A 25063-nucleotide genomic window follows, 5' to 3' on the forward strand; every position below is an offset into this window, starting at 1 on the left:
ATAGCCCGAGCGCTACAGCACGAAATCCGTGGCGTGCAGTGCGACGATCCCCTTCAACAGGATCGAGAAATCCGCCTTGCCGTTTCCGTCGACATCGCCGCTGACGATGGTGTTGCTGCCGGAGACCACGGCACGCAACTCGCCGGCCTGCTTGCCGAAAGCGTCGTCGCCGATGAAGTGGAAGCCGTCGTTCGTCGCCGTACCGGAGATCGCGTCGATCGCCTTCAGGTGGATCTTGTCGTGCTGGTCCTGCTTGAAGTCCAAGATGGTGTCGCGCCCCGTGCTCGAGACGGTACTGTCGGCGAGGGTCTTGAAGACGAAGGTGTCGGCCCCGGTCCCGCCCTTGAGCGTGTCACGGCCGAGCCCGCCGGTGATCGTGTCGTTGCCGCCGAAGCCGTCGATGTAATCATTGAACGTGGAGCCCACCACGGAATCGGCGCCGCGGAAGATGTCCTTGTTCACGGCCACAGGATCGCCGCTGACGATATAGTCACGGGCCTGCTCGGTCGTAATGTTGAGGCCGCTGAGCTTCGCGGCAATCTTGCCGTCGGTGTAGGTCGCGGCGTAGGTTGTGGTGCCGCTATAGGGAAAAGAGTCGGGCGATTTATAAAGAAAGCCAGTGCCCTTGACGATGGAATACTGATTGTCGCCGAAACTGATTTTGTAGCCGGTTGGTGACGTCAGCGTGACCTTCGGGTCTTCGTAGAAAAATTCGTAGAGATCGAACGTCCGCGAATCCGACGCGACGTATTCAACTACTGCAACCATGGTCTGATGCCCCCCCGTGAAACCTGCGACAGGACGTCTTGCGGCCCGTTCGAGGGGCCTCGAAGGCGATCGCAGGCCTGGACTGTAATGGGCAGCCTGCGTTTCCTCAAATAGAAAACACGGACGGATCGCCCTAAATCCAATCGCCAAGGGCGAGGAAGCTTATCCGGCTCCGGGCATGACAGAAATCGGAGTGTGGGGACGTTGCAACTCCTGTCTTCGATCCGGCTGCTGTATCGGTGCGGCGGCACCGAACATTGTCCAGCCCCTGGCACCTGCGCCGTTACTGCTCCGGCGTCGGCACGCCGATACCGACATAGTGGAAGCCGTGGCGGACCACGTCCTCGCCCCGGTAGACGTTGCGCAGATCCACCACCACCCGCGCCGCCATGCTCTCGGCAAGGAGCGCCCAGTCGAGGGCGCGGAAGGCGTTCCATTCGGTGACGATGACGAGGGCGTCGGCCCCTTCCGCGCAGGTATAGGGGTCGTCGGCATAGGCGATGTCCGGCATCAGCGCGCGGGCGCCCTCCATCCCCTCCGGGTCATGGGCACGGATGCGGGCGCCGGCATCCTGCAGGCCGGCGACGATGGACAGGGACGGCGCGTCGCGCATGTCGTCGGTGTTCGGCTTGAAGGTGAGGCCCAGCAGCGCGATGGTCTTGCCACGCACCGAGCCGCCGCAGGCGGAGACGATCTTGCGCGCCATGGCCCGCTTGCGCTGGTCGTTGACCGCGACCACCGCCTCCACCAGCCGGATCGGCGTGCCGCAATCCTGTGCGGTCTTCACCAGCGCCAGGGTATCCTTGGGGAAGCACGAGCCGCCATAGCCCGGCCCCGCATGCAGGAACTTCGAGCCGATGCGGTTGTCGAGGCCGATGCCGCGGGCGACCTCCTGGACGTTGGCGCCGACCTGCTCGCAGAGGTCGGCGATCTCGTTGATGAAGGTGATCTTGGTGGCGAGGAACGCATTGGCGGCGTATTTCGTCAGCTCCGCCGTGCGCCGGCCGGTGACGAGGATCGGCGCCTGATTGAGATAGAGCGGGCGGTAGACCTCGTTCATGACGCTCGCCGCGCGGGCGTCGTCGGCCCCGATGACGATGCGGTCCGGCCGCTTGAAATCGCCGATCGCCGCGCCTTCGCGTAGGAATTCCGGGTTCGACACCACGGCGAAATCGGCGTCGGGCCGGGCCTCGCGGATGATGCGCTCGACCTCGTCGCCGGTGCCGACGGGAACCGTCGATTTCGTCACCACCACGGTGTAGCCGGTGAGCGCGGCGGCGATGTCGCGGGCCGCCGCATAGACGTAGGAGAGATCGGCGAAGCCGTCGCCCCGGCGGGATGGCGTGCCCACCGCGATGAACACCGTATCGGCGGCGGCCACCGCGCTCCTCAGGTCGGTGGCGAAGGTCAGGCGGTTCTGGCGGACGTTGTCGGCGACCAGGGTATTGAGGCCCGGCTCGAAGATCGGGATACGTCCCTGTTCGAGCGCTTCGATCTTGGCCGGATCGTTGTCGACGCAACAGACCGTGTGGCCGAAATCGGCAAAGCACGCACCGGAGACCAGGCCGACATACCCCGCGCCGATCATCGCGATCTTCATCAGGCTCTCTCCTCGGCCGCCTCGATGGGGCGTCTCGACCAACCGTCTCTCGCCGCCGGCGGTGACAGATCCATGACGGATCAAGACGATGGCGGATCGCCGTGTCGGCCGGCCCCGATGCCTCCACCACCGCCGGGCGGATCGGTGGACCGGGGCTGTATAGCAGCCCCTTGCGGATGACAAACGAGAGGCGGCGGCGGTCTCGATTTCGGGCGTGTGCGTCACGGAGCGTCGCGCCCGTCGCCGTGATACGATCCGGGCCATGATCCTTCGCCTCATCCCGCCGGCCGCCACCCGGAAACGCGTCCCGTCCCGTGCCATGCAGGCGCTCGTGGCGGTCGCGATCACCCTGGCGGGCCTCGCCGCCGTGGGGGAGACGGCTTTTGCCCGCCCCTTCGTCGATGCGGCCGGGCGAACGGTGGAGGTGCCCGAGCGCGCGAAGCGCGTCCTCGCTGCCGGGCCGCCGGCCTCGGTCCTGCTCTACACCCTGGCGTCCGAGACCATGATCGGCTGGGTCCGGGCTCCCTCCCCCGACGAGGCCGCGTTCCTGACGCCGGAGACGCGCGGCCTGCCCGCCTATGGCCGCCTCACCGGAAAGGGCAACACCGCCAATGTGGAGGCCGTGCTCACCCTGAAGCCGGATCTCATCATCGACGTGGGCAGCACGGCGCCAACCTATGTCTCCCTCGCCGACCGGGTGCAGGCGCAGACGGGCATTCCCTACATTCTCCTCGACGGCGCCATCGACCGGACGGGCGAGACCTACGCCAAGCTCGGCGAACTCATCGGCACGCCGGAGCGGGCCGGGGACCTCGCCGCCCATGCGGAGGGGATGATCGCCGAGGTGAAGGGCCGGATCGCCTCGCTCCCCGCCGACCGGCGGCCGCGCGTCTATTACGCCCGCGGGCCGCGCGGATTGGAAACGGGGGTCTCCGGCTCGATCACGACCGAGATCCTCGACAGGGCCGGCGCCCGTAACGTCGCCGAGGGCGGGGGCGCCGCCGGCCTCACCACGGTGTCTCCGGAACAGGTCCTGGCCTGGAACCCCGACGCCATCGTCACCCTCGACCCCGCCTTCCGGCGGGGCATATCCACCGATCCGCTCTGGAGCGCCCTCGGCGCCGTGCGCGCCGGACGGGTCTACCAAACGCCGCGCCTGCCCTTCGGCTGGTTCGACTCGCCTCCGGGGATCAACCGCCTGCTCGGCCTGCGCTGGCTCGCCGGCCTGCTCCATCCCGACCTGTTTCCGGAACCGATCGATGCGATCGCGCGCGATTTCTACAAGCGCTTCTACCATGTGGACCTCGACGCGTCGCAGCTGGACACCCTGCTGAAGGATGCCGGGACGGCCCGGCCGTGACACCCTCCTCCACCGCCGCCCGCCTCGCGCTGCGGGGAGGGCTTCCGCTCCTCGCGCTGGGGCTGCTCGTCCTCGTCTCCCTGGCGACGGGCAAGTACGCCGTGCCCGTCGTCGACGTGGCACGCATCCTCTGGGCGAAGCTCGTCGGCTCGACGTCCTCCCTCGATCCGACCGCGCAGATCGTGGTGCTGCAGGTGCGCCTGCCGCGGGTGGCGGCGAGCCTCGTCGTCGGCGCGGCCCTCGCCGCGGCGGGCTCGACCTACCAGGGCCTGTTCCGCAATCCCCTCGTCTCGCCCGACATTCTTGGGGTCTCGGCGGGGGCGAGCCTCGGCGCAGTGCTCGGCATCTTTCTCTCCCTCCCCGTGGGTGCGATCCAGCTCCTCGCCTTCGCGGGGGGATTGCTCGCCGTCGGCGCGGTCTACGCGGTGGGCCTCGCGGTGCGGCGGCACGATCCGGTGCTGACCCTCGTGCTCGCCGGCGTCGCCATCGGGGCGGTGCTCGGCTCCGCGATCTCGCTGCTGAAGGTGCTGGCCGACCCCTACAACCAGCTGCCCGCCATCACCTACTGGCTCCTCGGCAGCCTCGCCTCCGTCACCCTCGGCGATGTCGGGGCGATCCTCCCGGCGATGGTGCTCGGCCTGCTGCCCCTCATCCTGTTCGCCTGGCGGATGAACCTGATGAGTCTCGGCGAGGAGGAGGCGCGGGCGCTGGGCGTCGAGACGCGCCTGCTGCGCCCCCTCTTCATCGCCGCCGCCACCCTGGTGACCGCCGCCGCCGTCTCCGTCACCGGCGTGATCGGCTGGATCGGCCTCATCATCCCGCATGTAGCCCGGCTGATCGTCGGGCCCGATTTCCGCCGCCTGCTGCCGGCCTCGCTCCTGATGGGGGCGGGCTACCTCCTGGCGGTGGATCTCGTCGCCCGCACCGTGGCGCCGATCGAGGTGCCGCTGGGCATCCTCACCGCGCTCATTGGCGCGCCGTTCTTCCTCTGGCTCCTGGCCACCGCCAGGCGGGGCTGGGCGTGAGTCTGGCCGTCCACGACCTCGCCTTCGGCTACGGCGCCAAGTCCGTCGGCGCGGGCATCGGCTTCAGCGTGAGCGCCGGGGAGGTGCTGGGCCTGCTCGGGCCGAATGGCGGCGGCAAGACCACCCTGTTCAAGACCCTCCTCGGCCTGCTCCCGGCCAAGGCCGGGCGGATCACCCTCGACGGCGAGGATGTGACGACGTGGTCGCGGGCGCGGTTCGCGCGCAGCGTCGCCTATGTGCCCCAGGCCCATGCCGCCTTCTTCCCCTTCCGCGTGCAGGACGTGGTGCTGATGGGCCGGGCGAGCCGGCTCGGCGCCTTCGCCGCCCCCGGCAGGGCGGACGAGGCGATCGCCCTCGAGGCCCTCGCCACCCTGGGCATCCGGCATCTCTCCGAGCGGAGCTACACCGAGATCAGCGGAGGCGAGCGCCAGCTCGTCCTCATTGCCCGGGCGCTGGCGGGGGAGCCGCGCTTCCTCGTCATGGACGAGCCGACGGCGAGCCTCGATTTCGGCAACCAGGCTCGCGTCCTCGACCAGGTGCGGCGTCTGAAGGAACGGGGCATGGGCATCGTGCTCTCGACCCACGACCCCGACCACGCCTTCCTCTGCGATACGGTCGCGCTCCTGCATGAGGGCCGTCTCCTGGCGCTGGGCAGGCCGGAGGAGGCGGTCACGCCGAAGACCCTGCGCCTCCTCTACGGCGTCGACGTCGCTATCGTGCTCCTGCCCGGCAGCGGGCGCTTCGTCTGCACGCCGATCCTGCCCCGCTGAGGCGGCACGCCGGCCCCGCCCGCGCGTTGCCGTGCCGACATGCGTCAAGGATGGGACTGACACAGGATGCCAGCGCTGGAGACCCCCGACGGCCGCTACATCGTCGTCAGGGGACGACTGTGGCGGCGCACCGATCCGAACCTGAGCGACGAGGCGCGGGAGCACCTCGTCAAGGCGCTGATGGATGCCCGGCGCGCGGTGAAGCAGGCCAAGCGCGGGGAAAACGAGGCCGCCATGAAACAAGCTCGCGCGGCGGTCGACGCCGCCAAGCACGGGCTGGGCGAACGCGGCCCCGTCTGGTGGACGGACGGAGCCCCCGACCAGAACCGCCGCATGGTCGCGAACACGACCTATGCCGAGTGGTATGCGGGGCTGGAAGCGACGTGAGCCGATACCCGACCATTCCGGCGTGGTATCGGAAGACGGACCGTCAGCGCGAGAGCAACCGCGCGCTGACGGTGCCGACACCCAGGATCACCAGAGCGCAGAGGGCGAGTGCGGTGAACTGGCCGAGGCCCTGGAGGGCGACGCCGAGGATGGCGACGCCCAAAGCCTGGCCGCAGAAGAACGAGAAGGCGTGGAGGGAGACGGCGGAGGCGCGCGCCGTCGGCGCCACCTCGGTCACCTGCACCTGAAAGGTGTTGTGGAGCATGTAGAAGCCGAGGCCCAACGCCACCAGGGCCGCACCATCCACCTGCCAGCTTGCCGCGCTGCCGATGACGAGCAGGGCGCCGGCGCAGATCGCTCCTCCGCCGATCAGCATCCGCGGCATCCCGAGGAAACGCAGGAGCACGGCGACGAAGGCCGAGTAGAGAAGCCCCCCGGCGGCAAAGCCCGCCAGGGCAAGTCCGGCTTCGCGGGGACCGCCCTCCCCGCGCGCCTCGATGAGCGGTGCGAGATGGGGGAAGATGCCGAAGACCGCGATCGCCTCGATGAACACGGCGGCAAACAGCACCCGCGCACGGGGAATGGCGACGATGGTGCGGTAGCGCGTCACCGCCTCGCCGAGCGCGAAGCGCTTGGGTGCCGCGCCGGCCGCCCATTCGAAGCCGAGGATCGCCGCCGCGCAGCCGAGCGCCGCGATGGCCGCCGTGATGGCGAAGACGCCCTTCCAACCGACATCGGCCTCGATCAGACCGGCGAAGGTCGAGCCGGACAATTGCCCGAGGATGACGGCGACGAGGAAGCGGCCGATGGCGACCTGACGGCGCTCGAGCGGAATCCTGTCGCCCATGAGGGCGAGGGCCAGGGGAATGACGCCGCCCGCCGCCGCCCCCGCCAATATGCGCAGCCCGAACAGCACGGTGAGATCCCCCGAGAGCGCGCAGCCGGCGAGCGCCAGGGTGAGGATGCCGAGGCAGACGGCGATGACCCGCTCCTTGCCAAGGGAATCCCCCACCGGCCCGAGGATCGGCTGGATCAGCGCATAGGGCAGCGCGAAGGCCGTCGACAGCAGGGCGACCGTATGCGGATCGCTGCGCAGGTCGCGGGCGAGGACGCCAACGAGGGGCTCGATGGCGCGCCCGGCGAATGTGCTGGCAAAGCCCGCCACGGCCAGGATCACGATCAGGCGCGTGGTCGAGAAGGCCGTCGGCGCAGCGGTCATTCACACCCTCGAAGCGGGGACGATCCGGTCGGCCCTCGCACGAGCGTCCGCAGTGGTGTTTTTCATAAGCCGGTCACGACGGCAACGCGCGATGCGCTGGTCCACCCGGCGCCCCGGGGAAAGCAGCGGGCAACCCCCGATCCGCGCCGGGGATCAGGCCTTCGCCACCAGGGCATCGGCGAGATCGACGATCCGATCGCGCCAGGCGAGGGGCCGAAGCCAGCGTTCGGGAATCGCCGAAGCGCCATGGAGGGCGCCCGCGAGCTGGCCGGTGACGGCACCGACCGTATCGGCGTCCTCGCCCAGATTGACGGCCAGGATCAGTGCATCCTCGAAGGTTTCGGTGCTGCCGACCGCCCAGAGGGCCGCCTCGAGCGTGTGGATGACGTAGCCGGACGACCGGATCCCGGCCCGTGTCTTGCCGCGCCAGGAGCCGCGGGCGATCGCCTCGACGGCCGATCGGCCGGGGCCGCTCCCGGCGCGTGGCCGCAGAATGTCCGCCTCGCCGAGAATGGCTTGGCGGAGCAGCTGGATGAAATAGGCGCAGGCCTCGACGGCCTCCTGCGCGCCGTGCGTGGTCCGGCTCTGCGCCGCGGCGATCCGTTCGGCCTCGCCGGGATCGTGCAGGGTGGCGAGGGCGACAGGAGCGAGGCGCATCAGCGAGCCGTTGCCGGCGGTGTCCGGATCGGTGGAGCCGGACTCGGCTCGGCCGGTCTCGACGAACCGGGCCAGGGCGTCCCGCGTCGTCAGGCCGATATCGAAACAGGCGCCGGTGCAGGAATAGGCGCCCTGCTGCCACCACGCGACGAAACGGCTGGCGAGGTCGTGGGGATCGAAAGGCCCTGCCTGAAGCAGGCTCTCGGCAAGCGCCAGAGCCATGCTGGTATCGTCGGTCCATTGACCGGGCTGGAGATCGAACGGGCCGCCGCCGGTCATCTCGGTATGATGGGGGAGAGTATCCCGGCGGCTGAACTCCAGGGTGGTGCCGAGGGCGTCGCCGATCGCAAGGCCGAGGAAAGCGCCACGGGCGCGGTCGCGGATAGCGGGGGAGTGCGTCGGATCGGGCAGGGTCACGCTGAGGCTCCTTCGGCTCCGGCACTCATACCCGGCGCGCAGGCGCGCGGCGATATGGGCTTCAGTGCACGCGCGCAAGCAGTCGCCGCAGCGCCTCCGCCATCCGCGCCTGGGCAGCGACCGGGCTGAGGTCGTGATCCGCTCCCTCGACGATCGTCACCGGGCCGCCGAGGCAGCGGGCGATCCTCGCGGGGGAGCGGCCGAGCGCCTCGTGCAGGGCGGCGAGGCCGCGATCGCCTTCGCTGTAGACGAGTTCGAGATGGGCGCCGCGCCGGAGCAGGGCGGCGATACGCTGCGCCACCGTTCCGCCGGCGGGGCGGGGCCGGAGCAGGAAGGCGAGCCGCCTCGTCACCCGCCCGATGGCGGCCCGGCTGATCGCCCGCGCGATGGCGCCGATGCGGATCTCCCCGCGCGCAAGGCGTCGCCATGCGGCTCCCTGCTTCAGCAGACCGGCATAGGTCGAGGCATTCCGGAACACGTTGCGGATGACGCTGTCGACATCGTCGGCGGGGTTCCAGTCGAAGCAATAGGGGTTGACCAGGACCGCACCCTTTAGCCTCTCCTCGCGGCACACGGCCTGGAAGGCGAGATAGGCGCCGCTGCAGGCGCCCACGATGACGATCGGCCCGGATCGGACGCTCTGCAGATGGTCGAGGGCGGCGCGGACATCGTCGAGCGCGGCGAGCGTGTAGAGCGGGGATGTCCCGTCCGCGCGATCCGGGCTGTCGCCGATGCCGCGCAGGTCCATGCGAAGGGAGAGGACGCCATCGCGGGCGAGCTCACGGGCGAGACGGGTGGTCTGGCGGCCCCAGCCGGAATGCACGTTGGTGCCCGCATTGACGAACAGCACCATCGGCGGAGCGCCATCGACCTCGCCGGGACGGCAGAGGATGCCGAACAGGCCGGGATCGGCAGATGAAGGGCCGAACCGCGAGGGCTCCTCGCGCCAGCCCTCCCCCCGGATCGGATCGGGCGGGAGCGGGCGGCCGTGGACGGCCAAGCCAAGCCGGGGCCGCACCCCTTCGGCGGCGAAGGCGATCGCCGCCGCGAAGGCCTCCTTCGGTGCCTCGGCATAGAGCGGGTTGGCCACGAGCGCTGCGAGGCTCGGAAAAGGCCGCGTCGTCACGCGTGCGCCCAAGGCCGTGTAGCGCGGGCCGAGGCTGCCGGATTCTGCACCGATGAGGAGGATGTCGGGGGCGGGCGCGCGCTCCGCGGAGGGAAGCGCGAGAGTCGCGAGTTCGGCGGTGAGGGCCGGGACGAGAGGGAATCCGCCGACAATGAGCTGGCCCGGCTCCTGCGGCAGCGGCGATCCGTCCGGCATCCGCCCGATGGTGCGCGCCTGCATCGTCATCTCGCGAAGATACGCGCGCCCGGTCGCGAAGGGCGCCAGCAGGATGAGCCGATCGATCCGCTCGCCTTCGGCGGCGAGGGCCGCGAGGGTGCCGCCGAGGCGCAGACCGACGAGGACGATCTCTTCCACCCCCGCTTCCTCCCGGAGGTAGCGGATAGCCCGGCGCACCGACCGGAGCCAACCCTCGACACTGTCGGCGCCCGCGTCGCCGGAATCGCCGGTGCCGGGATAATCGATGCTCAGGGTCGCGCAGCCCGTGGCGGCGATCCCCCCGGCGAGGCCGCGCCAGGGGCGATGCGCCGAGAGCTGCTCGTAGCCATGGGTGCCGCAGAGGACGACACCTCGGCGCGAGATCCCCGGGCTGAACCAGCCGAACACGCCGTCGAAGGCGACGGGGCTCAGCGGCAGGGTCGATGCGGCGTACCCGCCGGGGCGGGAGGTCTCAATCGCCACGACCGAACCTCGCGATTGCGATGCCGTTGAGGGCGCCGACAAGGCCCGCTGGCGCGTCACCCGTCTCGGCGGTTCCGAGGAGCGGCACGATCCGCGTCGCTCCGGGCGCCAGCGAGAACCCATTGTCCGATGGCCGTCCGGTACTGGTCTCGATTTGGACGCCGAGGGCGTGCCGCCCGGTGGCGATGCGGAGCGCCCACCCGGTTCCCTCGCGCATGAGTTCAGCCGAGAGTCCGATGTCCTGCGGCTCCGGATCCCGCCCCTGCGGATAGTGGAACGCCTCGGCGATCACCGCACCGGAGCCGGTATCGGTGAGGCTCGCATGGGCGAGGCTATGGGCCGGCGGACCGAACCGATAGGCATGGGTCGCGTCGAAGAAGCGCCCCAGGAGCTCGGCCGACGACCATGCCGCCGAGTCTCGCGGACCGACCTCGATCACCCGCTCGGCCCCGATGACCACGCGGCCGCCCGCATCAGTGAAGGCGAGGCGGAGGGTCGCGTCGAGCCGCCGGGCCGTCTCGTTATGGACATGGACATGCAGCCCGTTCAGTCCCTCGTCGGACAGGGTCACCTGAACCGGCCGGAACGCGCGCTTGAGGGCGTACCAAACGGATTTCGGACGCCCGAGGCAGTCGACCACGCCCCATCCTGGCCCCGGCGCGAGATCGCGAAAAAACCAGACGAGCCCGCCGGCATTGGGCGAGCGCGACCGGCGCCATTCGGCGAAAACAGCCTCCATGCAGGCGGCGCTCGCCGCGCGGCCGAGCGCGAGGTAGCGCTCGGGATCCTCCCGGCGAAGGCGCGCCGGATCGACACCGTAGAGCAGCCCCACGTAATGGTCGCGCACGCCTTCGAAATCCCAATCCGCCCCCCGGTCGCGGGGGATGCCCGCCGCCCATCGTGGCGAAGCCGGATCGGTGAGGCCGCATTCGGCGAGGGTGGCGGCCTCCGGCACGTTGGCGAAGGCGAGGCATTCGGAGGCGAACCCGACCTCGGCCCGGCGCGCGTCGTCGAAGGGCCGGCGATAGGCGCCGACGCCGTAATAGTGGGTCACCCCGGCGGAGGTGGAGAAGGGAAGATCGCCGCCCGAGGGCGAGTTCGGCACCACGACGAGATCGGGCCGGATCTCGGCGACGAGGTTGGGCAGCGCCTCGGCGACGAAGCTCCCGGCCCAGACTTCGCGCGGGAAGCCGAGCATCGTCGCCTGCTGCCAGACCTCGCTGCCGCCCGACAGCACGCAGAGCGAGGGCGAAGCCTGGGTGCGGTGGAGGAACTGCGCGATCTCCTCGACCAGCATGGACTGAAATCCGGGATTGTCGGTCGGATAATCGAAATTGGCCAGCATGAGATCCTGCCAGACCAGAATGCCGAGTTCGTCGCAAAGATCGTGGAAGGCGGACGCCTCATAGAGAGTGATGCCCGGCACGCGCAGCATGTTCATGCCGGCCTCCCGCGCCAGTTCGAGGAGGGGCCGATAGCTGTCGCGGTCGCCGGACAGGCCAACGAGGTCGGGCGGCGTCCAGCAGGCGCCACGGCAGAAGACCGGGACGCCATTGATCGCGAGGCTCAGCCCCTCCTCGAACGGGCGGGTCAGGGTGATGGTGCGAAAGCCGACCTGGCCGAGATCGAGGTGCCTGTCCGCGACCACAACTCCCACCGCGTGGAGTCTGGGCTCACCATGGGTATGGGGCCACCACGGAGCGATACCCGGCAGCAGGAGTTCGCCTTCGAACACGTCCGGCGCGGTCCGCTGCAACGTGGTTCGGCGGCCGTCGCAGATCAGACATGCCGGTCCCTCCGCCGCAGCGTCGAGTTCGATCCGCGCGGTGAGCCGTCCCGTCCCGCCATCGAGGGCCGTGCGCAGATCGGCGGAGGCGATATCCGCCGCGTCGCCGCGAAGCGCTCTGCGCGTCACCGGCCGATAGGGGCCGACGCTATCGATGGACGGGCACCAGCCCGGCATGAAGCCGAGCAGGCTGGTGCGGGCATGGCGCAGGGAGCCCGGCGTCGCCAGGAGCGGTCGCCAGCGGCCCCGCTTGTGCGGACGCGCCAATTCGGTCGAAAGCGAGCGGAAGCAGAGGGCGATCTCGGTCTCGCCGGACAGATCCGCCTCGACCTCCCGGGCGAGGAACATCGAGCGGCCGGTCCCGGCAAGTACCCGGTCGATCCAGATCTCGGCGACGGTCGCGAGCCCCTCGAAGCGCAGGCGCTCGCGGCCGGTGCCGGAGAGGGTGGCTCGATACCAGATGTCGGAGTCGTGGAGCGGTGTCGGCGCCGCCTCGGACCAGAGCCCGGCCTCGCGCAACGAAGCCGCCGCCGTGCCGGGCACGTCGGCCGGAATCCAGCCCTCGCCCGGCAGGTCGTCGGGTGTCGCACAGGCGCCCTGAGGCGTCACCGCCAAATGCCACGGTCCCTCGACGTGGAGGGTCGGCACGCCGTCGACGGCGAGGATACGTGCCACCGCGATGCCCCTCAGGACAGCGCGCGGTCGAGGGCGGCGAAGACCGCGTCGTAGGTGCCCGCCGGCCCATCGAGGCGTTGGCTCAGCCCCGTGGCGCTGCGCCGGCCAAAGGCGCGCGCCAGCTGGAACTGGAAGGCCTTGGCCTCCGCTGCGAGCCTCTGCGCCGCCTCGGCACCGGCCGCCAGATCGGCCGCGCCATGACTTGCGAGCCAGGCGAGATGACTGCCGAGAAGCTCGAAATTGGCACCGAGCTGGCGGGTGGTGTTGAAGGCGTAGCCGTGGAAGACGCTGAGGGGGTTTTGCACAAGCACCTCCGCCCGCGCCGCCAGGGCGTCCCGGAAGGCGAGGACGGGATTGGCGCACGGCGCGAAGCGCCGGTGATGGCGCAGCAGGTCGAGGGCGGCACGCGGCAGGTCGCCGTCGGGAAGCGGCGGCCCGATCTCCTTCACGAACTCCGCATAGGGAAACAGGGTCGAGGCTCCGAAAATGCCCTCGTAATCCGCTCCGCCAAGTCGGAAGCGGCCGGCATTGTGGAGATAGTCGAGCTCGCGCTCGCCCGTGTCGAGGCCGAGGATCCCGATCGTGGTCTTGGCGTGCTCGCGGCCATAGGTGGTCCCCGCCGTGTCGGGCAGGTGGATCGCGTCCACTTCCACCAACACCGGGCATCCGCGCGCCGCCTGGACGACGGCATGGGCCTCCAGGCTCTCGAAGATCGCGAGTTCCTGGATCGACAGGCCGTAGAGCCGCTCGATATCCCCGGCGGGCGGCTTGAAAAAGGTGAACTGGTCGCCCTCGAAATCCTGCCGCAGGGTGAAGCCGAGCATCGCCTCCGGCACGAGGCCCCGGCCGTGCAGCAGCTCGATCCAGAGATCGACGTAACAGTTCGTCTCCGGCCAGACCCGATCGGAACCGTGCAGGGGATGGGAGGCAGGCGCCGGAATCCCCGAGGCTTCCTCGCGAGCGGCTGCGGCCGGCACCGGCCCTAGCCCCAGAGCCGGTCGCGCACGGCGGCCGGCCACGCTTTGATGTCGAGCCCGTGATGTCGGAGCAGCGCCAGGGTGATCCGCTCCAACCCGAACCCGACGCAGGCGGTGTGCGCCACCTCGCCGTCGGCCTGCCGGATGTCCCAGATCGTGCCGAAATGGTCCTGGTGGTAGTTGAAGCTGAGGCAGGCGGTGGGCTTGTCCTCGCTGTTGACCGGCACGTTCAGTTCGAATTTCAGCCCCTGCGCCCGCTGGTTGTTGGCGAGCATGCGGCCGGCGCGGCCGAAGAACGGGTCGTTGGCCGGGTCCACCGCGATCGGCAGGCCGAGTTCGCGCATCATCGCGGTACCGCGCTCCAGCCAGAGCTCGCGGAAGGCCAGAACCTGATCGGGGCTGCCCATGCGCACGTATTCGCGCATGCGGAACATCTGCATCCGCGTCGGTTCCAGCGACGGCTCGTGGCGGAAGCAGTAGGATTGCAGGTCGAACAGCAGGCCGGGTTCGGGCAGAGCGCCTCGCGCAGCGGCCACAGGATAGAGCGGGTAGCAGGCGGCGGGCGTCAGCACGATTTCGCTGGCGGCCTGGCCGCCGGTCCAGTCGGCGCCCGCCTCGATGCAGGCCAGCAGGCGGGCATGATCGGCATCGTTGCCGCAGAAGCAGTGGATGGTGCCGGCGAGGTTCGGAAACCCCTTGAGGTAGCCGCTGCGCTCGAAGGCGGGGCGGCTCATGCCGGGGGGAAAGCGCAGGGATTCCGCCCTGTCGGCGGCGCCCAGCCGTGTCGCGATCCGGTCCACGGCCTCGACCACGCTCTCGAAGTCGCCGCTGCGCCCGTAGAGCCCATCCACGCCGGTGCGAACGAGGAGCCCCTGGTCGAACAAGCGATCCAGCAGGGAGCGCGGCCCGGATGTGGGTTCGAGGGCGAGAAGCTGGTCCATCATGCGCTCAGGAGCTGCGCCCCGCCCTTCTGCACCAGCAGGAGATTGGCGGTGTTGGCGAGGATGCGGTCGTTGTTGATCATCAGCGGTGCCGACAGCACGTCGCGTAGGGGCCGGCCGAGGCTGAATGGCGTGCCGTTCTTGTAGCCGGAGAGCCCGACGATCCCCAGGGCGCGCTGGACGATATCGACCGCCTTGTCGGAGATCGTCGTCTTGACGTTGTTGAGCATGACGGCGAACCCGATCGAGCCGAGTTCGTCGGCATTGCCCTGCGCCGCTTCGTAGCGTCTGAGGGCGGCGAGGATGGTGCCCTTCATGGCCTGCAGCTCGTTGGCGGCCTCGGCCAGGCGCAGGGCTCCTGGGGGAACCTGACCCGGCCGACGCCGGGCCTCGCCCTGAACATAGGCCCTGGCCCGGTCGAGGGCATGGCTGGCGATGCCGAACCAGACGCTGCTCCAGAGAAGGTGCGACGAGGCCAGCATGGATTGGGCCGCGATCTCGGCGAAGGGTTTCGGCAGGATCTGCGCCACCGGCACGTCACGGGCCTCGAGCTTGAACCCGTCGCTGCAGGTGCCGCGCATGCCCAGCGTATCCCAGGTGCTGGTGCGCTCCAGGGACATCTGCCCCTTCAACAGAGCCACGAGAACCTGATCGGACGAGGCCGCATCGGGATGCCGGCGGCCGGTGGCGAGGATCACATCGGCATGGGCGCCGTAGGAGATGACGGTCGCATCCTTGGAGAAGTGGAACACGTCGCCCACCGTTTCCACCGCGCACAGGCTGTTGCGCAGGTCGCCACCGATGCCGCCTTCGGTGGTGGCCGAGGCGAAGAGAAGCTGCTCGCGCGTCACCTTCTCCATTAGGCCACAGTGCCATCCGCTGTCGAGGCCGTGCGACACGAGGCTGGCGACCTTGATCTGGTGCATGGCGAAGACCATCGCCGCCGCCGAACAGGCCTGGGCCAGGGTGAAACAGACCTCGGCGATCTGCGACAGGCTGGCGCTCTCACCGCCGAATTGCAGCGGGATCTGCATCCCGAGCAGGCGTTCCGTCTTGAGAGCCACCACGGCCTCGGCGGGGAAGCGGGCCTCACGGTCGACATCGTCGGCGTGGAGGGCAGCGACCGCAGCGACCCGCTTGGCGCGGACTGCGACAGCGTTCATGCCGCAGCCGAAACGGTCAGCTTGCTCACCGTCTCCACGATGATGCGAATGGTGGAGAAGGAGCGGCGATTGAGGAGGTTGTCGGGGAACTCGATATTGTAGCGCTCTTCGAGAGCCAGCATCAACTGGACCGAGCCGAACGAGTCCAAGCCTTTGTCGAAGAGGTTGTCGTCTTCACCGAGACTGTCGGTTGTCTCGGACAAGGCTGCAACGCTCTTGAGCGTTTCACGGATATCGTCGGGGACCACCATGTTGCCGCGCCTTTTACGTAATATTTTCCCGAAAATATCGCAGCGACCATGCCGGTCAAGGCCAATCGGCCCAGGTAGTTAATGAGCGGCACAAGTCGAAGAAAAATATTGGTAAATGGATCGGTCCATCGCCTTCGATCCTAAACAGTCATCGTACCGTGAGATACGACGCCCGATGATGCGGCGGGGCAAGTCCCCCCGGGTTCGCGCTACTCGGCGGGCATCGGCTCCGGAACGACGGGCCTGCTCGATTGAGGAGCCGCACGATCCACGGACAGCGACACCTCCTCGTCGGCTCGCCTCTCCTCCGCCCGCTTGAGGATCTCGCGGGCCTCGTCGGCCTCGCGCTGGCGGCTCCAGAGCGAGGCATAGACGGCGCCGAGATCGAGCAAAGTCTGATGGTCGCCGCGCTCGACGATCACCCCCCGGTCGAGGACGATGATCTCGTCGGCATTGACCACCGTCGACAGGCGGTGGGCGATGACGAGGGTGGTCCGGCCACGGCTCACCTTGTCGAGGGCGTCCTGGATCTCGCGCTCGGTGAAGGAATCCAGCGCCGAGGTGGCCTCGTCGAGGACCAGGATCGGCGGCCCCTTGAGGATCGTGCGCGCGATGGCGACGCGCTGTTTCTCGCCGCCCGAGAGCTTCAGACCGCGCTCGCCCACGGGTGTGTCGTAGCCCTCCGGCAGGGCGGAGACGAAGCGATCGATCTGCGCCAGGCGCGCCGCTTCACGCACCGCCCCGTCGCTCGCATCCCATTGGCCATAGCGGATGTTGTAGCCGATCGTGTCGTTGAACAGCACGGTGTCCTGAGGGACCATGCCGATGGCGGCCCTGAGACTCCCCTGTTCGACTCCGGCGATGTCCTGGCCGTCGATGACGATGCGCCCTGATTGCGGCTCGTAGAACCGGAACAGCAGCCGCGAAAGGGTCGACTTGCCCGCCCCCGACGGGCCGACGATGGCGATCGTGCGCCCGGCCGGCACCTCGAAGCTGACGCCGCGCAGGATCGGCCGCGCCGGATCGTAGGCGAAGCGGACATCCTCGAACCGGACCACGCCGTCCGAGACGGAGAGGGGTTTCGCGCCCGGCCTGTCGGCGATCTCGGGGTTGCGGTGCAGGATCTGGAACATGTCGTCGATGTCGATCAACGCCTGTTTGATCTCGCGGTAGATCATGCCCATGAAGTTGAGCGGCATGGAGAGCTGGACCAGCATCGTGTTGACGAGGACGAAGCCACCGAGCGTCGTGCGCCCGGCCATGATGTCCCGTGCCGCGAGCCACATCACGACGGTCATGCCGATGGTAAAGATCAGAGCCTGACCGGCATTGAGCACGGCGAGCGAGACGTAGGTCTGAGTCGAGGCCTTCTCGTATTTGGCCATGGAGCCATCGTAACGCTCCGCCTCGCGCCTCTCGGCGCCGAAATACTTCACCGTCTCGAAGTTGAGCAGCGAATCCACCGCCTTGGTGTTGGCATCGGTGTCCGAATTGTTCATCCGACGGCGGATCTCGATGCGCCACTGCGTCGCCTTCCAGGTAAAGGCGAGATAGGCCGACACCATGACGAAGACGACGAACGAGTATAGCCAGTCGAATTCATAGGCGAGGACGCCGATGACGAGGAGGAACTCGACGATGGTGGGAACCAGCGTGAGCACCATCAGGCGCGAGAGTTCCTCGATGCCGCCGCGGCCGCGCTCCAGTACGCGGGTGAGGCCGCCGGTCTTGCGCTCGAGGTGGAAGCGCAGGGAGAGCCGATGCATGTGCTCGAAGGTCTGGAGCGCGAGGCGGCGCACCGCATGCATCGCCACCTTGGCGAAGAGCCCGTCGCGTACCTGGGTCAGCACGGCCATGATCACGCGCGACAGGCCGTAGAGCCCGATCATCAGCATCGGTGCGGCGAACAGGCCCGTGGGGAGCGTGGCACCGAGGCCGTCCTTGTCCCCCACGGCCGCCACGAGGGCGTCCGTCGCCCATTTGAAGGTGAAGGGCGTCAGCATCGTCACGAATTTCGCGACGAGGAGGAGGCCGAAGGCGAGGAAGACGCGCCGCTGCAGGTCCGGCCGAGTATGGGGCCAGAGATAGGGCCACAGGCGCCGATACGTGGCGAACAGGCCGGGGCGTTCGGGCGGCGTCGTGCCGCCGCCCGCCACGGGGGTGGGATCGGTGCTCATTCAGGCAGACTCGGGGTGAACAATTCAGCCCCCGATATAGTCCCTCGAACCGTTCCAGACAGGCACCCGGCGGCGCAGGTCCGGGATGCAGGATGCGCGGCGCCGGCCGACGCGCCTCAACTGCGGCGCTTGTCCTCTGGCAGGGTGGACGCGCTCTCTGACGGAACGACGAAGATCTGGCCGGGATAGATCAGGTCGGGATTGCGGATTTGCGGCTGGTTGGCGTCGAAGATCACCGTGTACCGGGTGCCCTTTCCATAGACGCGCCGGCTGATCTGCCAGAGGCTGTCACCGCGCGTGATCCGGGCGGTGTTGATCTCCGGCACGAACACGGACTCGGTCGGAGCCTCAGCCTGAACCTGGGCCGCCGGAACCTGGGCCGCCGGAACCTTGGCCGCGGCCACTCCGGCCTCGCCCGTGGTGGGCCCCGGCTGCGACCGGCCCACCGTCATGGGAGAGGCAGGCGCGCTCGGGGAGGCATCCTGCGGCGCCCCCTGGACCGGACGCCCGGAAGCGGCTGGATGGCTCCCGTCGGTCTGGGCTACGGCCGACTTGGCATGTACCCTCCCCGCCAGCGCCGCGCTCGGCGACGGTTTGGCCGAGAGGGCCGGCGTCGACAGGGCCGCTACGCCGCCGGAAGGCGCCTCCTGCCCGGTGCCGAGAGCAGGCTTTGCCGCAACCGGCATGGCGAAGCCGACTTCGGACCGGTTCTTCACCTTGCCCGAGACGGGGTCGACCTGATCGATGCGGATCCGGTAATCCCCTGGGGCGACGCCGCGCCCGATCGTGAACGAGACCCGCCCGTCGGTACCGACGCTCCCGGGGGCGATGAGAGTGTCGTTGATGTAGAGGCGGACGGTGGCGCCAGCCGGTGCCTGTCCGGTCACGAAGAGACGCCCGCCCTCCTCCGCATCGACGCTGACGACCTTGACCGGCACGGTGTCCGGCTTGCGCGCATCGAGTCCCTCCGGCTTTGCCGCCTCGGAGCTGCCGGCGCCTAACTTGGCACTCTCGGATTTGCCCTCGAGGGTTTTGCCGGCACGGTCCTTGACGGGATCGGCGGTCCGGCCCGCAGCGCCGGCCGAGGCCGGGTCGGCGCCTTTCGGAGCGTTCGCCGCCACCTTGGCCGAAGCCGCATCCGCTGCACGATCCGGCTGCGACAGGACGACGGTGGGTTTGTCGGGAGACGTCAGCGCGATGAGGGGCTTCGTGGTGCGGTCGGCGGAGACCACCACCATGACGGTCTCCCGCGCCTGCCGCCCCTGGCCGTCAGGCCCGATGGAACTCAGCGTGATCTCGCTGTTACCGACGGGGAGCGCAGGCGGGACGATGGCAAACTGGCCGGACGGGTCGATGAGCGCACGGGCAATCGGGTGGTTGTCGCGCAGCATCTCGACCGTGGTATTGGGCGTTCCGCGACCGGCGATCACGGTCTCGCCCGTCGGCTCGACGCGGATGATGTCGAAGGTCGGAGCCTGCGCCTGATCCTGCGCGGCGGGCGGATTGCCCGTCTGCCCGGTGGCGCCCCTTCCTCCCGACGAGGACTTTCCCGGCGTCGTCGAAGCGCCCTCCTCGCGCCGCGCGGGCGGGGTCACCGGCGAGCCGGCAGCGGCGGGCGATTCCGCGGCCCGCGATTCGGGGGTGCTGGTCTCCTTCGGCTGGGGCAGTGCCGCGGCGGCCACGGGCTGCCTGTCGCCCTGTGCACGCTTGAGCATTTCGCCTGCGCCGAACAACACGACGACCAGGGCGAACCCGGCCAGCAGGCCACCACCCGCGAGAATCAGGCCTCGCCGCCACTGCGCCGTCATGGCACCCCACCCCCCAAAACCCTCGACTTTGCGGCAGATAACATCGTCGGGTTTCGACTCTGGCTGTCGACAAAACGTCGATTGATGGCGACATACTAGCCGACATGACCTCAACACCAAATCGCGCTTCCCCCCAACAGGCGGGATCTTTCACGACATCAGCAGTTTGGCCCTGGGATGGCGCCTCCCTGCCCCTCACCGGGGGAGCCTCGGCATGGCCCCGGTGAAAACCGTCTGCGTCTATTGCGGCTCGGGCTTCGGCGGCGATCCGGCCTTCGCCGAGGCCGCGGCGGCGCTTGGCCGTGCCCTGGCGGAAGCCGGGCTCGGCCTCGTCTATGGCGGCGGCAATGTCGGGCTGATGGGCACGGTGGCGCAGGCGGTGCTCGATGCCGGCGGCCACGTCACCGGCATCATCCCCGACTTCCTGAAATCGCGGGAGCGGATGCTGGACGCCATTCAGGAGACCATCGTCGTCGGCGACATGCATACCCGCAAGCGGCTGATGTTCGAGCGGTCCGATGCCTTCGTCGCCTTGCCCGGCGGCATCGGCACCCTGGAGGAACTCGTAGAGCAGCTCACCTGGGCGCAGCTCGGCCAGCACAAGAAGCCGATCCTGCTGCTCTCCATCTCGGATTTCTGGACGCCGCTGCTGACGCTCCTCGAGCACATGCGCGACCAGGGCTTCATCCGCGAGGGGTTGGAACTCAACTACCTCGTGGCGAAGGACTCCGCCGAGGTCATCGACCTCCTGCGCACCGAATCGACGGAGACCTCGCCGGAGGCGGAGGCCTTTGTGGCCGAGCGGCTCTGATGGCGCGAGGTCCTCACCGCGCCACCCCTTAGAGCATTTTCCGTAATCTCTGGATCACGGAAAATGCTCTAACCTGCTGTGTGGTCGCAATTTCTTCACGCGAGCCGGCATCCACCTCGCTTGAAAATGCTCTAGCGTGTCATCGCGGTTCCACCTCCCCCCTGGTCGGGGAGAGGTGGGATTGTGTGCCTCTCCCCTCACCGCGTCGAGGGCAGCAGCCAGTTCGGCAGCCACATGGCGATGCCGGGAACGAGGCAGAGGATCAGGATGGCGACGGCCATCAGGATCACGAAGGGCAACGTGCCCCAGATGATGTCCTTCAAGGGGATGTCGGGAGCGATGTTCTTGATGACGAAGATGTTGAGGCCCACCGGCGGGTGGATGAGCCCCATCTCCATGGTGATGGTCATCACCACGCCGAACCAGACGAGGTCGAACCCGGCAGCCTTCAGGGGCGGCAGGATGATCGGCGCCGTCATCAGGATGATCGAGACCGGCGGCAGGAAGAAGCCGAGCAGGATCACGAGGCCGAGGATCGTCACCAGCAGCACCCACTTCGACAGCTGCATTGCCACGATGGCGGCGGCCGCCGATTGCGAGATGTGCAGGTAGCTCATCACGTAGGCGTAGAGGAGCGACATGCCGATGATAAGCATCAGCATGGTGGATTCCCGCAGGGTCGCCGCAAGGATCGGGTTCACGTCCCTGGGTCGCCAGACACCGTAGATGACGGCGATGAGGCCAAGCGCCAGCAGGCCGCCGAGGCCCGCAGTCTCGGAGGGCGTGGCGTAGCCGCCATAGAGCGCCACCATCACGCCGGTGAGCAGGATCACGAAGGGCAGCACGCGGGGCAGCGTCGAGAAGCGCTGACGCATGCTGTAGGTGTCTTCCGCAAGGATGGCCGAGGCGGTGCCATGGCGCTCGTAGGCGTCCTTCGCGGCGGCATATTCCGAGCGGAAGCGGTAGACCGACCAGGCGGCGAACAGGCCGACCAGCAGCAGCCCCGGCCCGATGCCGGCGAGGAACAGTCGCCCGAGCGACTGCTCGGCGGCCACCGCATAGAGGATCATGGTGATCGAGGGCGGCAGCAGGATGCCCAACGTACCGCCCGCCGCGATGATGCCGGCGGCAAAGCCCGGCGAGTAGCCGCGCTTGCGCATCTCCGGAATGCCCGCCGAGCCGATGGCCGAGCAGGTGGCGGGCGAGGATCCCGCCATGGCGGCGAACAGCGCACAGGCGAAGACGTTGGCGATGCCGAGGCCGCCCGGAATCCTGTGCATCCAGGCATGCATGGCCGAGTAGAGGTCCTGGCCTGCCTTGGACCGGCCGATGGCCGCGCCCTTCAGGATGAAGAGCGGGATCGACAGCAGGGTGATGGAGGCCATCTCCTCGTAGACGTTCTGCGCCACTGTATCGAGGGAGGCGCCCGGCATGAAGAAGAACATGAAGGCCAGGGCGACGAAGCCCAGGGCGAAGGCGATGGGGATGCCGGCGAGCATCGCGCTGAGCGTCGCGCCCGCATAGAGGAAGCCGATGGCCGCGACGCTCATGGGTGGTTGCCCGTCTTCAGAGGAGTCTTGTTGAGATCGGCGCCGAGGCCGACCTTCGGATTGGCCCAGCCGGCAGCGCGCGGACCGTAGGTCAGGGCCTCGACGATCTGCAGCAGGAACTGCAGGCCGAGGAAGGTCATGCCCACCGCCATGAGCGCGTAGGGAATCCACAGGGGCGGCCCCCAGGAGGATTGCGAGACCTGGCCGTCGATCCAGGCCTCGTGCAGCAGGGTCCAGCTCTTCCAGGCGAAGAACGTCACGAACACGATGCTGATGATGTCGGCCATCAGCAGGCGGGCCCGGTTCACGCGGGGCGAAAGCAGGCCGCTCAGGGCCTCGATCGCCACGTGCCCGCGCTTGGCCTGCACGGCGGCAGCGGAGAAGAACGTGGCGCCCACGATGAGGAACACCGCCATCTCGTCCTGCCAGTCGGTCGGCTCGTGCAGGGCGTAGCGCACGAGCACGCTATAGCTGAGCACGAGGCAGGCGCAGACCAGGGCGATGCCGCCGAGCAGCATGATCACCCGGTTGATGGCCTTCATGCCCCGGTCGAGATGCCCGAGGATCCCGGGGATCCGCGGCTCGGGCGCCATCGTGGCGGTCTCTGAAGCGGCCGAGGCCGCGTCGAAGGCGTGGCTCACGACACCTGCTCCGCCAGCTTGAGGAGTTCGGCGCAGCTCGCCGACTTGCCGGCGAAGTCCTTCCAGGCGGTCTCACGGGCAATGTCGCGCCATTGGCCGAGGGTCTTCTCGTCGAGGTTCTGAACCTTCGCTCCGGCCTTGGTGAAGATCTCCTCGACCTTGGTGTCGTCCGCCTTGGCGCCGGCCTGCCCGAAGGGTTCGAGTTCGGCGCCGATCGCCATGATGAGATCCTGCTGGTCCTTCGGCAGGCGATCGAACGCGATCTTCGACATCATGATCGGCTCGAGCATGAACCAGTAGGAGCGCTCGCGCCCCGACGTCAGTGATTTGGACAATTCCTCCAGGCGGAACGAGATCAGGCTGGTGGACGAGGTGATGACCGCATCGCAGGCGCCGGTCTGCATCGCGGCGTAGGACTCGCTTGAGGGAATCGACAGGGTGGCCGCGCCGGCCTGCTTCATCATCAGGTCCATCTCGCGGGATCCGCCGCGGACCTTCAGGCCCTTGGCGTCCGCGGGCGCGTAGAGGGGTCGCTCGCGGCTGGCGACGCCGCCCGATTGCCAGACCCAGGAGACGAGGAGAATGCCCTTCGAATCGAGGATCTCGGTGATCTTCCGGCCGACCGGAGCCTTCTTCCAGGCGACGGCCTGCTCGTAGGAGCTCACGAGGGCCGGCATCAGGCCGATGTTCATTTCCGCCACCTCGCCGCCAGCATAGGGGCTCGGGTAGAGGCTCATATCGAGGGCGCCCTTCCGCATGGCACCGAACTGGGCGTTCGTCTTCATCAGCGACGAGCCCGGATAGACCTGCACTTCCAGCTCCCCCTTCGAGCGCTCGGCCAGGAGAGCAGCGAACTTGCGGCACATGCGGTCGCGAAAGTCGCCCTCGTCGATGGTGCCGCCGGGGAACTGATGCGAGATCTTCAGGGTCGTCGCTGCCTTGGCCTTCAGGCCCATCGATAAAATGGCGGGGGCGGCGAGGCCGGATGCGACGAGGGCGCGGCGTGTCAACGTCATGGCGTCTCTCCCGGGCGGACCTTTGCGGTCTCGCTGTTTTGCGGTGCAACATTTATACTGCAACGCCTCTTCGATATACCAACGAACTATGTCTTGTATATTTTGTCAACGATATTGAATAATGGACGGCAACGAATTTCAAAACGCACAGGGACGGGAACGCCATGACCCGATCGCTCAGCCTCAGACAGACGATCGAGACGGAGATCGTGGATGGTCGGCTGGCCATCGGCTCTCGTCTCGACGAGACGGAACTCGCGGAGCGATTCGGTGTCTCGCGAACGCCGATCCGCGAGGCTCTGCTGCAACTGGCCATGACCGGCCTCGTGGAGATCAAGCCGCGCCGGGGCGCCATCGTCAGCGCCCCCGATCCGGAGCTGCTCATCGCGATGTTCGAGACGATGGCCGAGATCGAGGCGTCATGCGGTCGGCTCGCCGCCCGCCGGCTGATCCCGGCCGACGAGACAGCGCTGAAACAGGCGCTCGCCGCCTGCGCGGCTGCGGCGGCCGACGAGGATCCCGAGACCTACTATCAGGAGAACTACACCTTCCACACGGTGATCTACCGCGCCTGCCGCAACGACTTCCTGTGCGAGCAGGCGCGGCTTCTCCACCGGCGCCTGACCCCGTTCCGGAGGATGCAGCTGAGGGCGCGTCACCGGCTGGGGCAATCCCTGGCCGAACACGAAGCCATCGTCGCCGCCATCGTCTCCGGCGACGAGATCGCGGCGTCGGACCGCCTGCGCGCCCACGTCATCGTCCAGGGGGACAGATTTTCCGACCTCGTCGCCAGCCTGCGCTCCATCAGCGACGCGGCGTGAGATCGGCCAAGCGACAAGCGTGGGGAGATCGCAGACAGGCTTCCGGGCCAAATCCTAACCATCGCTAGGCCATTCTCATGATGGCCTTCGCGTTCTCCGGGGTGTCGCGTCCCATCGAGCGGGTGACGGCCGCCATGCGCCGGCCGGGCTCCGGCGATACCGACGTCACCATTCCCGGCACGGGGCGGAAAGACGAGATCGGCGCCATGGCCGTGACCCTGGACACGGTCCGGGACAATCCGGTCCGTACACGTACCCTGGAGACCGAAGCCGCGCCGCATCGCAGGTGCGGGCCTCCGCCTCCGGACTCTCCCGGCAATCGGAGCATCTCGACGCGGAAGTGGGGCGATGCCTGGCACCCATCCGTACGGCCTGCAGCGGACACGGCCGTCGACGCTTCACCGAGAATCCGGGTCCTAAGGCCGGGTGCCGTCTTCGG

General features: G+C 68.5%; 21 protein-coding genes and 1 pseudogene. 7 read left to right on the forward strand and 15 right to left on the reverse strand.

Features of this window, described 5'->3' with window-relative positions:
- Nucleotides 1–12: 12 nt before the first annotated feature.
- Together MKK51_RS14840 and MKK51_RS14845 are read right to left on the reverse strand one after the other, a co-directional pair.
- Nucleotides 13–918 carry a hypothetical protein gene (locus MKK51_RS14840; RefSeq protein WP_243978361.1) on the reverse strand — a complete coding sequence of 302 codons (906 nt, stop codon included), beginning with the start codon at nt 916–918 and terminating at the stop codon, nt 13–15.
- Nucleotides 919–1051: 133 nt separating this feature from the next.
- Nucleotides 1052–2368, reverse strand: a complete 1317-nt coding sequence (locus tag MKK51_RS14845) for a UDP-glucose dehydrogenase family protein (RefSeq protein ID WP_243978363.1) — start codon at nt 2366–2368, stop codon at nt 1052–1054.
- 262 nt (nt 2369–2630) lie between these two features.
- Here MKK51_RS14845 and MKK51_RS14850 point away from each other — a divergent pair, with 262 nt between their 5' ends.
- From MKK51_RS14850 to MKK51_RS14865, 4 genes are all read left to right on the forward strand, one after another.
- Entirely contained in the window at nt 2631–3728 is a 1098-nt protein-coding gene (locus tag MKK51_RS14850; RefSeq protein ID WP_409565687.1) for an iron ABC transporter substrate-binding protein, read from the forward strand.
- Complete coding sequence (locus MKK51_RS14855; RefSeq protein WP_243978364.1) at nt 3725–4753, forward strand: FecCD family ABC transporter permease; 1029 nt, start codon at nt 3725–3727, stop codon at nt 4751–4753. The genes MKK51_RS14850 and MKK51_RS14855 overlap by 4 nt, the downstream gene beginning before the upstream one ends.
- Entirely contained in the window at nt 4750–5523 is a 774-nt protein-coding gene (locus MKK51_RS14860; protein WP_243978366.1) for an ABC transporter ATP-binding protein, read from the forward strand. Before MKK51_RS14855 ends, MKK51_RS14860 begins: the two co-directional genes overlap by 4 nt.
- Nucleotides 5524–5589: 66 nt before the next feature.
- Complete coding sequence (locus tag MKK51_RS14865) at nt 5590–5910, forward strand: hypothetical protein (RefSeq protein ID WP_243978367.1); 321 nt, start codon at nt 5590–5592, stop codon at nt 5908–5910.
- Nucleotides 5911–5953: 43 nt separating this feature from the next.
- Here the strand turns inward: MKK51_RS14865 and MKK51_RS14870 are convergent, their stop codons facing one another.
- The 10 genes from MKK51_RS14870 to MKK51_RS14915 form a co-directional block, all read right to left on the reverse strand.
- Entirely contained in the window at nt 5954–7129 is a 1176-nt protein-coding gene (locus tag MKK51_RS14870; protein ID WP_243978369.1) for an MFS transporter, read from the reverse strand.
- 153 nt (nt 7130–7282) lie between these two features.
- A complete protein-coding gene (locus MKK51_RS14875; RefSeq protein ID WP_243978370.1) occupies nt 7283–8203 on the reverse strand; it encodes an ADP-ribosylglycohydrolase family protein in 921 nt (306 codons plus the stop codon).
- A 61-nt stretch (nt 8204–8264) separates the two neighbouring features.
- Nucleotides 8265–10007, reverse strand: coding sequence for an alpha/beta fold hydrolase (locus MKK51_RS14880; RefSeq protein WP_243978372.1), 1743 nt, complete (start codon nt 10005–10007; stop codon nt 8265–8267).
- Nucleotides 9997–12468 carry a glycoside hydrolase family 2 protein gene (locus MKK51_RS14885; RefSeq protein ID WP_243978374.1) on the reverse strand — a complete coding sequence of 824 codons (2472 nt, stop codon included), beginning with the start codon at nt 12466–12468 and terminating at the stop codon, nt 9997–9999. The genes MKK51_RS14880 and MKK51_RS14885 overlap by 11 nt, the downstream gene beginning before the upstream one ends.
- An 11-nt stretch (nt 12469–12479) precedes the next feature.
- Nucleotides 12480–13445: a DUF1839 family protein gene (locus tag MKK51_RS14890; RefSeq protein WP_243978375.1), complete on the reverse strand. Its 966-nt coding sequence runs from the start codon at nt 13443–13445 to the stop codon at nt 12480–12482.
- Between the two features lie 5 nt (nt 13446–13450).
- Nucleotides 13451–14386, reverse strand: coding sequence for an amino acid--[acyl-carrier-protein] ligase (locus tag MKK51_RS14895; RefSeq protein WP_243978658.1), 936 nt, complete (start codon nt 14384–14386; stop codon nt 13451–13453).
- Nucleotides 14386–15549 (reverse strand): acyl-CoA dehydrogenase family protein, encoded by a 1164-nt coding sequence (locus MKK51_RS14900; RefSeq protein WP_243978377.1) that lies wholly within the window; start codon nt 15547–15549, stop codon nt 14386–14388. The genes MKK51_RS14895 and MKK51_RS14900 overlap by 1 nt, the downstream gene beginning before the upstream one ends.
- Nucleotides 15546–15800 carry an acyl carrier protein gene (locus MKK51_RS14905; RefSeq protein ID WP_243978378.1) on the reverse strand — a complete coding sequence of 85 codons (255 nt, stop codon included), beginning with the start codon at nt 15798–15800 and terminating at the stop codon, nt 15546–15548. Before MKK51_RS14905 ends, MKK51_RS14900 begins: the two co-directional genes overlap by 4 nt.
- Nucleotides 15801–16009: 209 nt before the next feature.
- Nucleotides 16010–17977 carry an ABCB family ABC transporter ATP-binding protein/permease gene (locus MKK51_RS14910; RefSeq protein WP_243978380.1) on the reverse strand — a complete coding sequence of 656 codons (1968 nt, stop codon included), beginning with the start codon at nt 17975–17977 and terminating at the stop codon, nt 16010–16012.
- A gap of 116 nt (nt 17978–18093) precedes the next feature.
- Nucleotides 18094–19785, reverse strand: coding sequence for a LysM peptidoglycan-binding domain-containing protein (locus MKK51_RS14915; RefSeq protein WP_243978381.1), 1692 nt, complete (start codon nt 19783–19785; stop codon nt 18094–18096).
- Between the two features lie 214 nt (nt 19786–19999).
- On the opposite strand from MKK51_RS14915, the gene MKK51_RS14920 reads away from it, so the two are divergent.
- Complete coding sequence (locus tag MKK51_RS14920; protein ID WP_243978388.1) at nt 20000–20596, forward strand: TIGR00730 family Rossman fold protein; 597 nt, start codon at nt 20000–20002, stop codon at nt 20594–20596.
- A 197-nt stretch (nt 20597–20793) separates the two neighbouring features.
- On the opposite strand, the gene MKK51_RS14925 is transcribed toward MKK51_RS14920, so the two are convergent.
- The 3 genes from MKK51_RS14925 to dctP are packed head-to-tail and all read right to left on the reverse strand — an operon-like array spanning nt 20794 to nt 23803.
- Entirely contained in the window at nt 20794–22146 is a 1353-nt protein-coding gene (locus MKK51_RS14925; protein ID WP_243978390.1) for a TRAP transporter large permease, read from the reverse strand.
- The gene (locus MKK51_RS14930; protein ID WP_243978392.1) at nt 22143–22787 is read right to left on the reverse strand and encodes a TRAP transporter small permease; all 645 of its coding nucleotides are present in this window, start codon (nt 22785–22787) and stop codon (nt 22143–22145) included. Before MKK51_RS14930 ends, MKK51_RS14925 begins: the two co-directional genes overlap by 4 nt.
- The gene (gene dctP / locus MKK51_RS14935) at nt 22784–23803 is read right to left on the reverse strand and encodes a TRAP transporter substrate-binding protein DctP (protein ID WP_243978399.1); all 1020 of its coding nucleotides are present in this window, start codon (nt 23801–23803) and stop codon (nt 22784–22786) included. The genes MKK51_RS14930 and dctP overlap by 4 nt, the downstream gene beginning before the upstream one ends.
- 164 nt (nt 23804–23967) lie before the next feature.
- Between dctP and MKK51_RS14940 the strand changes: the two genes are divergently transcribed.
- Complete coding sequence (locus MKK51_RS14940; protein WP_243978401.1) at nt 23968–24624, forward strand: GntR family transcriptional regulator; 657 nt, start codon at nt 23968–23970, stop codon at nt 24622–24624.
- Between the two features lie 134 nt (nt 24625–24758).
- Nucleotides 24759–24803: pseudogene (locus tag MKK51_RS14945) on the forward strand (hypothetical protein); the annotation flags it as partial.
- Nucleotides 24804–25063: the final 260 nt, after the last annotated feature.

Origin of the sequence: Methylobacterium sp. E-045 (assembly GCF_022829685.1) — a bacterium.
In the GTDB taxonomy this organism is placed as follows: Bacteria; Pseudomonadota; Alphaproteobacteria; order Rhizobiales; family Beijerinckiaceae; genus Methylobacterium.

Bases quoted from the DNA above. Each gene is read 5' to 3' on its own strand.
- MKK51_RS14845 (WP_243978363.1), bottom strand. From the start codon at position 2,368: ATGAAGATCGCGATGATCGGCGCGGGGTATGTCGGCCTGGTCTCCGGT.
- MKK51_RS14850 (WP_409565687.1), top strand. From the start codon at position 2,631: ATGATCCTTCGCCTCATCCCGCCGGCCGCCACCCGGAAACGCGTCCCG.
- MKK51_RS14865 (WP_243978367.1), top strand. From the start codon at position 5,590: ATGCCAGCGCTGGAGACCCCCGACGGCCGCTACATCGTCGTCAGGGGA.
- MKK51_RS14870 (WP_243978369.1), bottom strand. From the start codon at position 7,129: ATGACCGCTGCGCCGACGGCCTTCTCGACCACGCGCCTGATCGTGATC.
- MKK51_RS14895 (WP_243978658.1), bottom strand. From the start codon at position 14,386: ATGGACCAGCTTCTCGCCCTCGAACCCACATCCGGGCCGCGCTCCCTG.
- MKK51_RS14900 (WP_243978377.1), bottom strand. From the start codon at position 15,549: ATGAACGCTGTCGCAGTCCGCGCCAAGCGGGTCGCTGCGGTCGCTGCC.
- MKK51_RS14905 (WP_243978378.1), bottom strand. From the start codon at position 15,800: ATGGTGGTCCCCGACGATATCCGTGAAACGCTCAAGAGCGTTGCAGCC.
- MKK51_RS14910 (WP_243978380.1), bottom strand. From the start codon at position 17,977: ATGAGCACCGATCCCACCCCCGTGGCGGGCGGCGGCACGACGCCGCCC.
- MKK51_RS14915 (WP_243978381.1), bottom strand. From the start codon at position 19,785: ATGACGGCGCAGTGGCGGCGAGGCCTGATTCTCGCGGGTGGTGGCCTG.
- MKK51_RS14920 (WP_243978388.1), top strand. From the start codon at position 20,000: ATGGCCCCGGTGAAAACCGTCTGCGTCTATTGCGGCTCGGGCTTCGGC.
- MKK51_RS14925 (WP_243978390.1), bottom strand. From the start codon at position 22,146: ATGAGCGTCGCGGCCATCGGCTTCCTCTATGCGGGCGCGACGCTCAGC.
- dctP (WP_243978399.1), bottom strand. From the start codon at position 23,803: ATGACGTTGACACGCCGCGCCCTCGTCGCATCCGGCCTCGCCGCCCCC.
- MKK51_RS14940 (WP_243978401.1), top strand. From the start codon at position 23,968: ATGACCCGATCGCTCAGCCTCAGACAGACGATCGAGACGGAGATCGTG.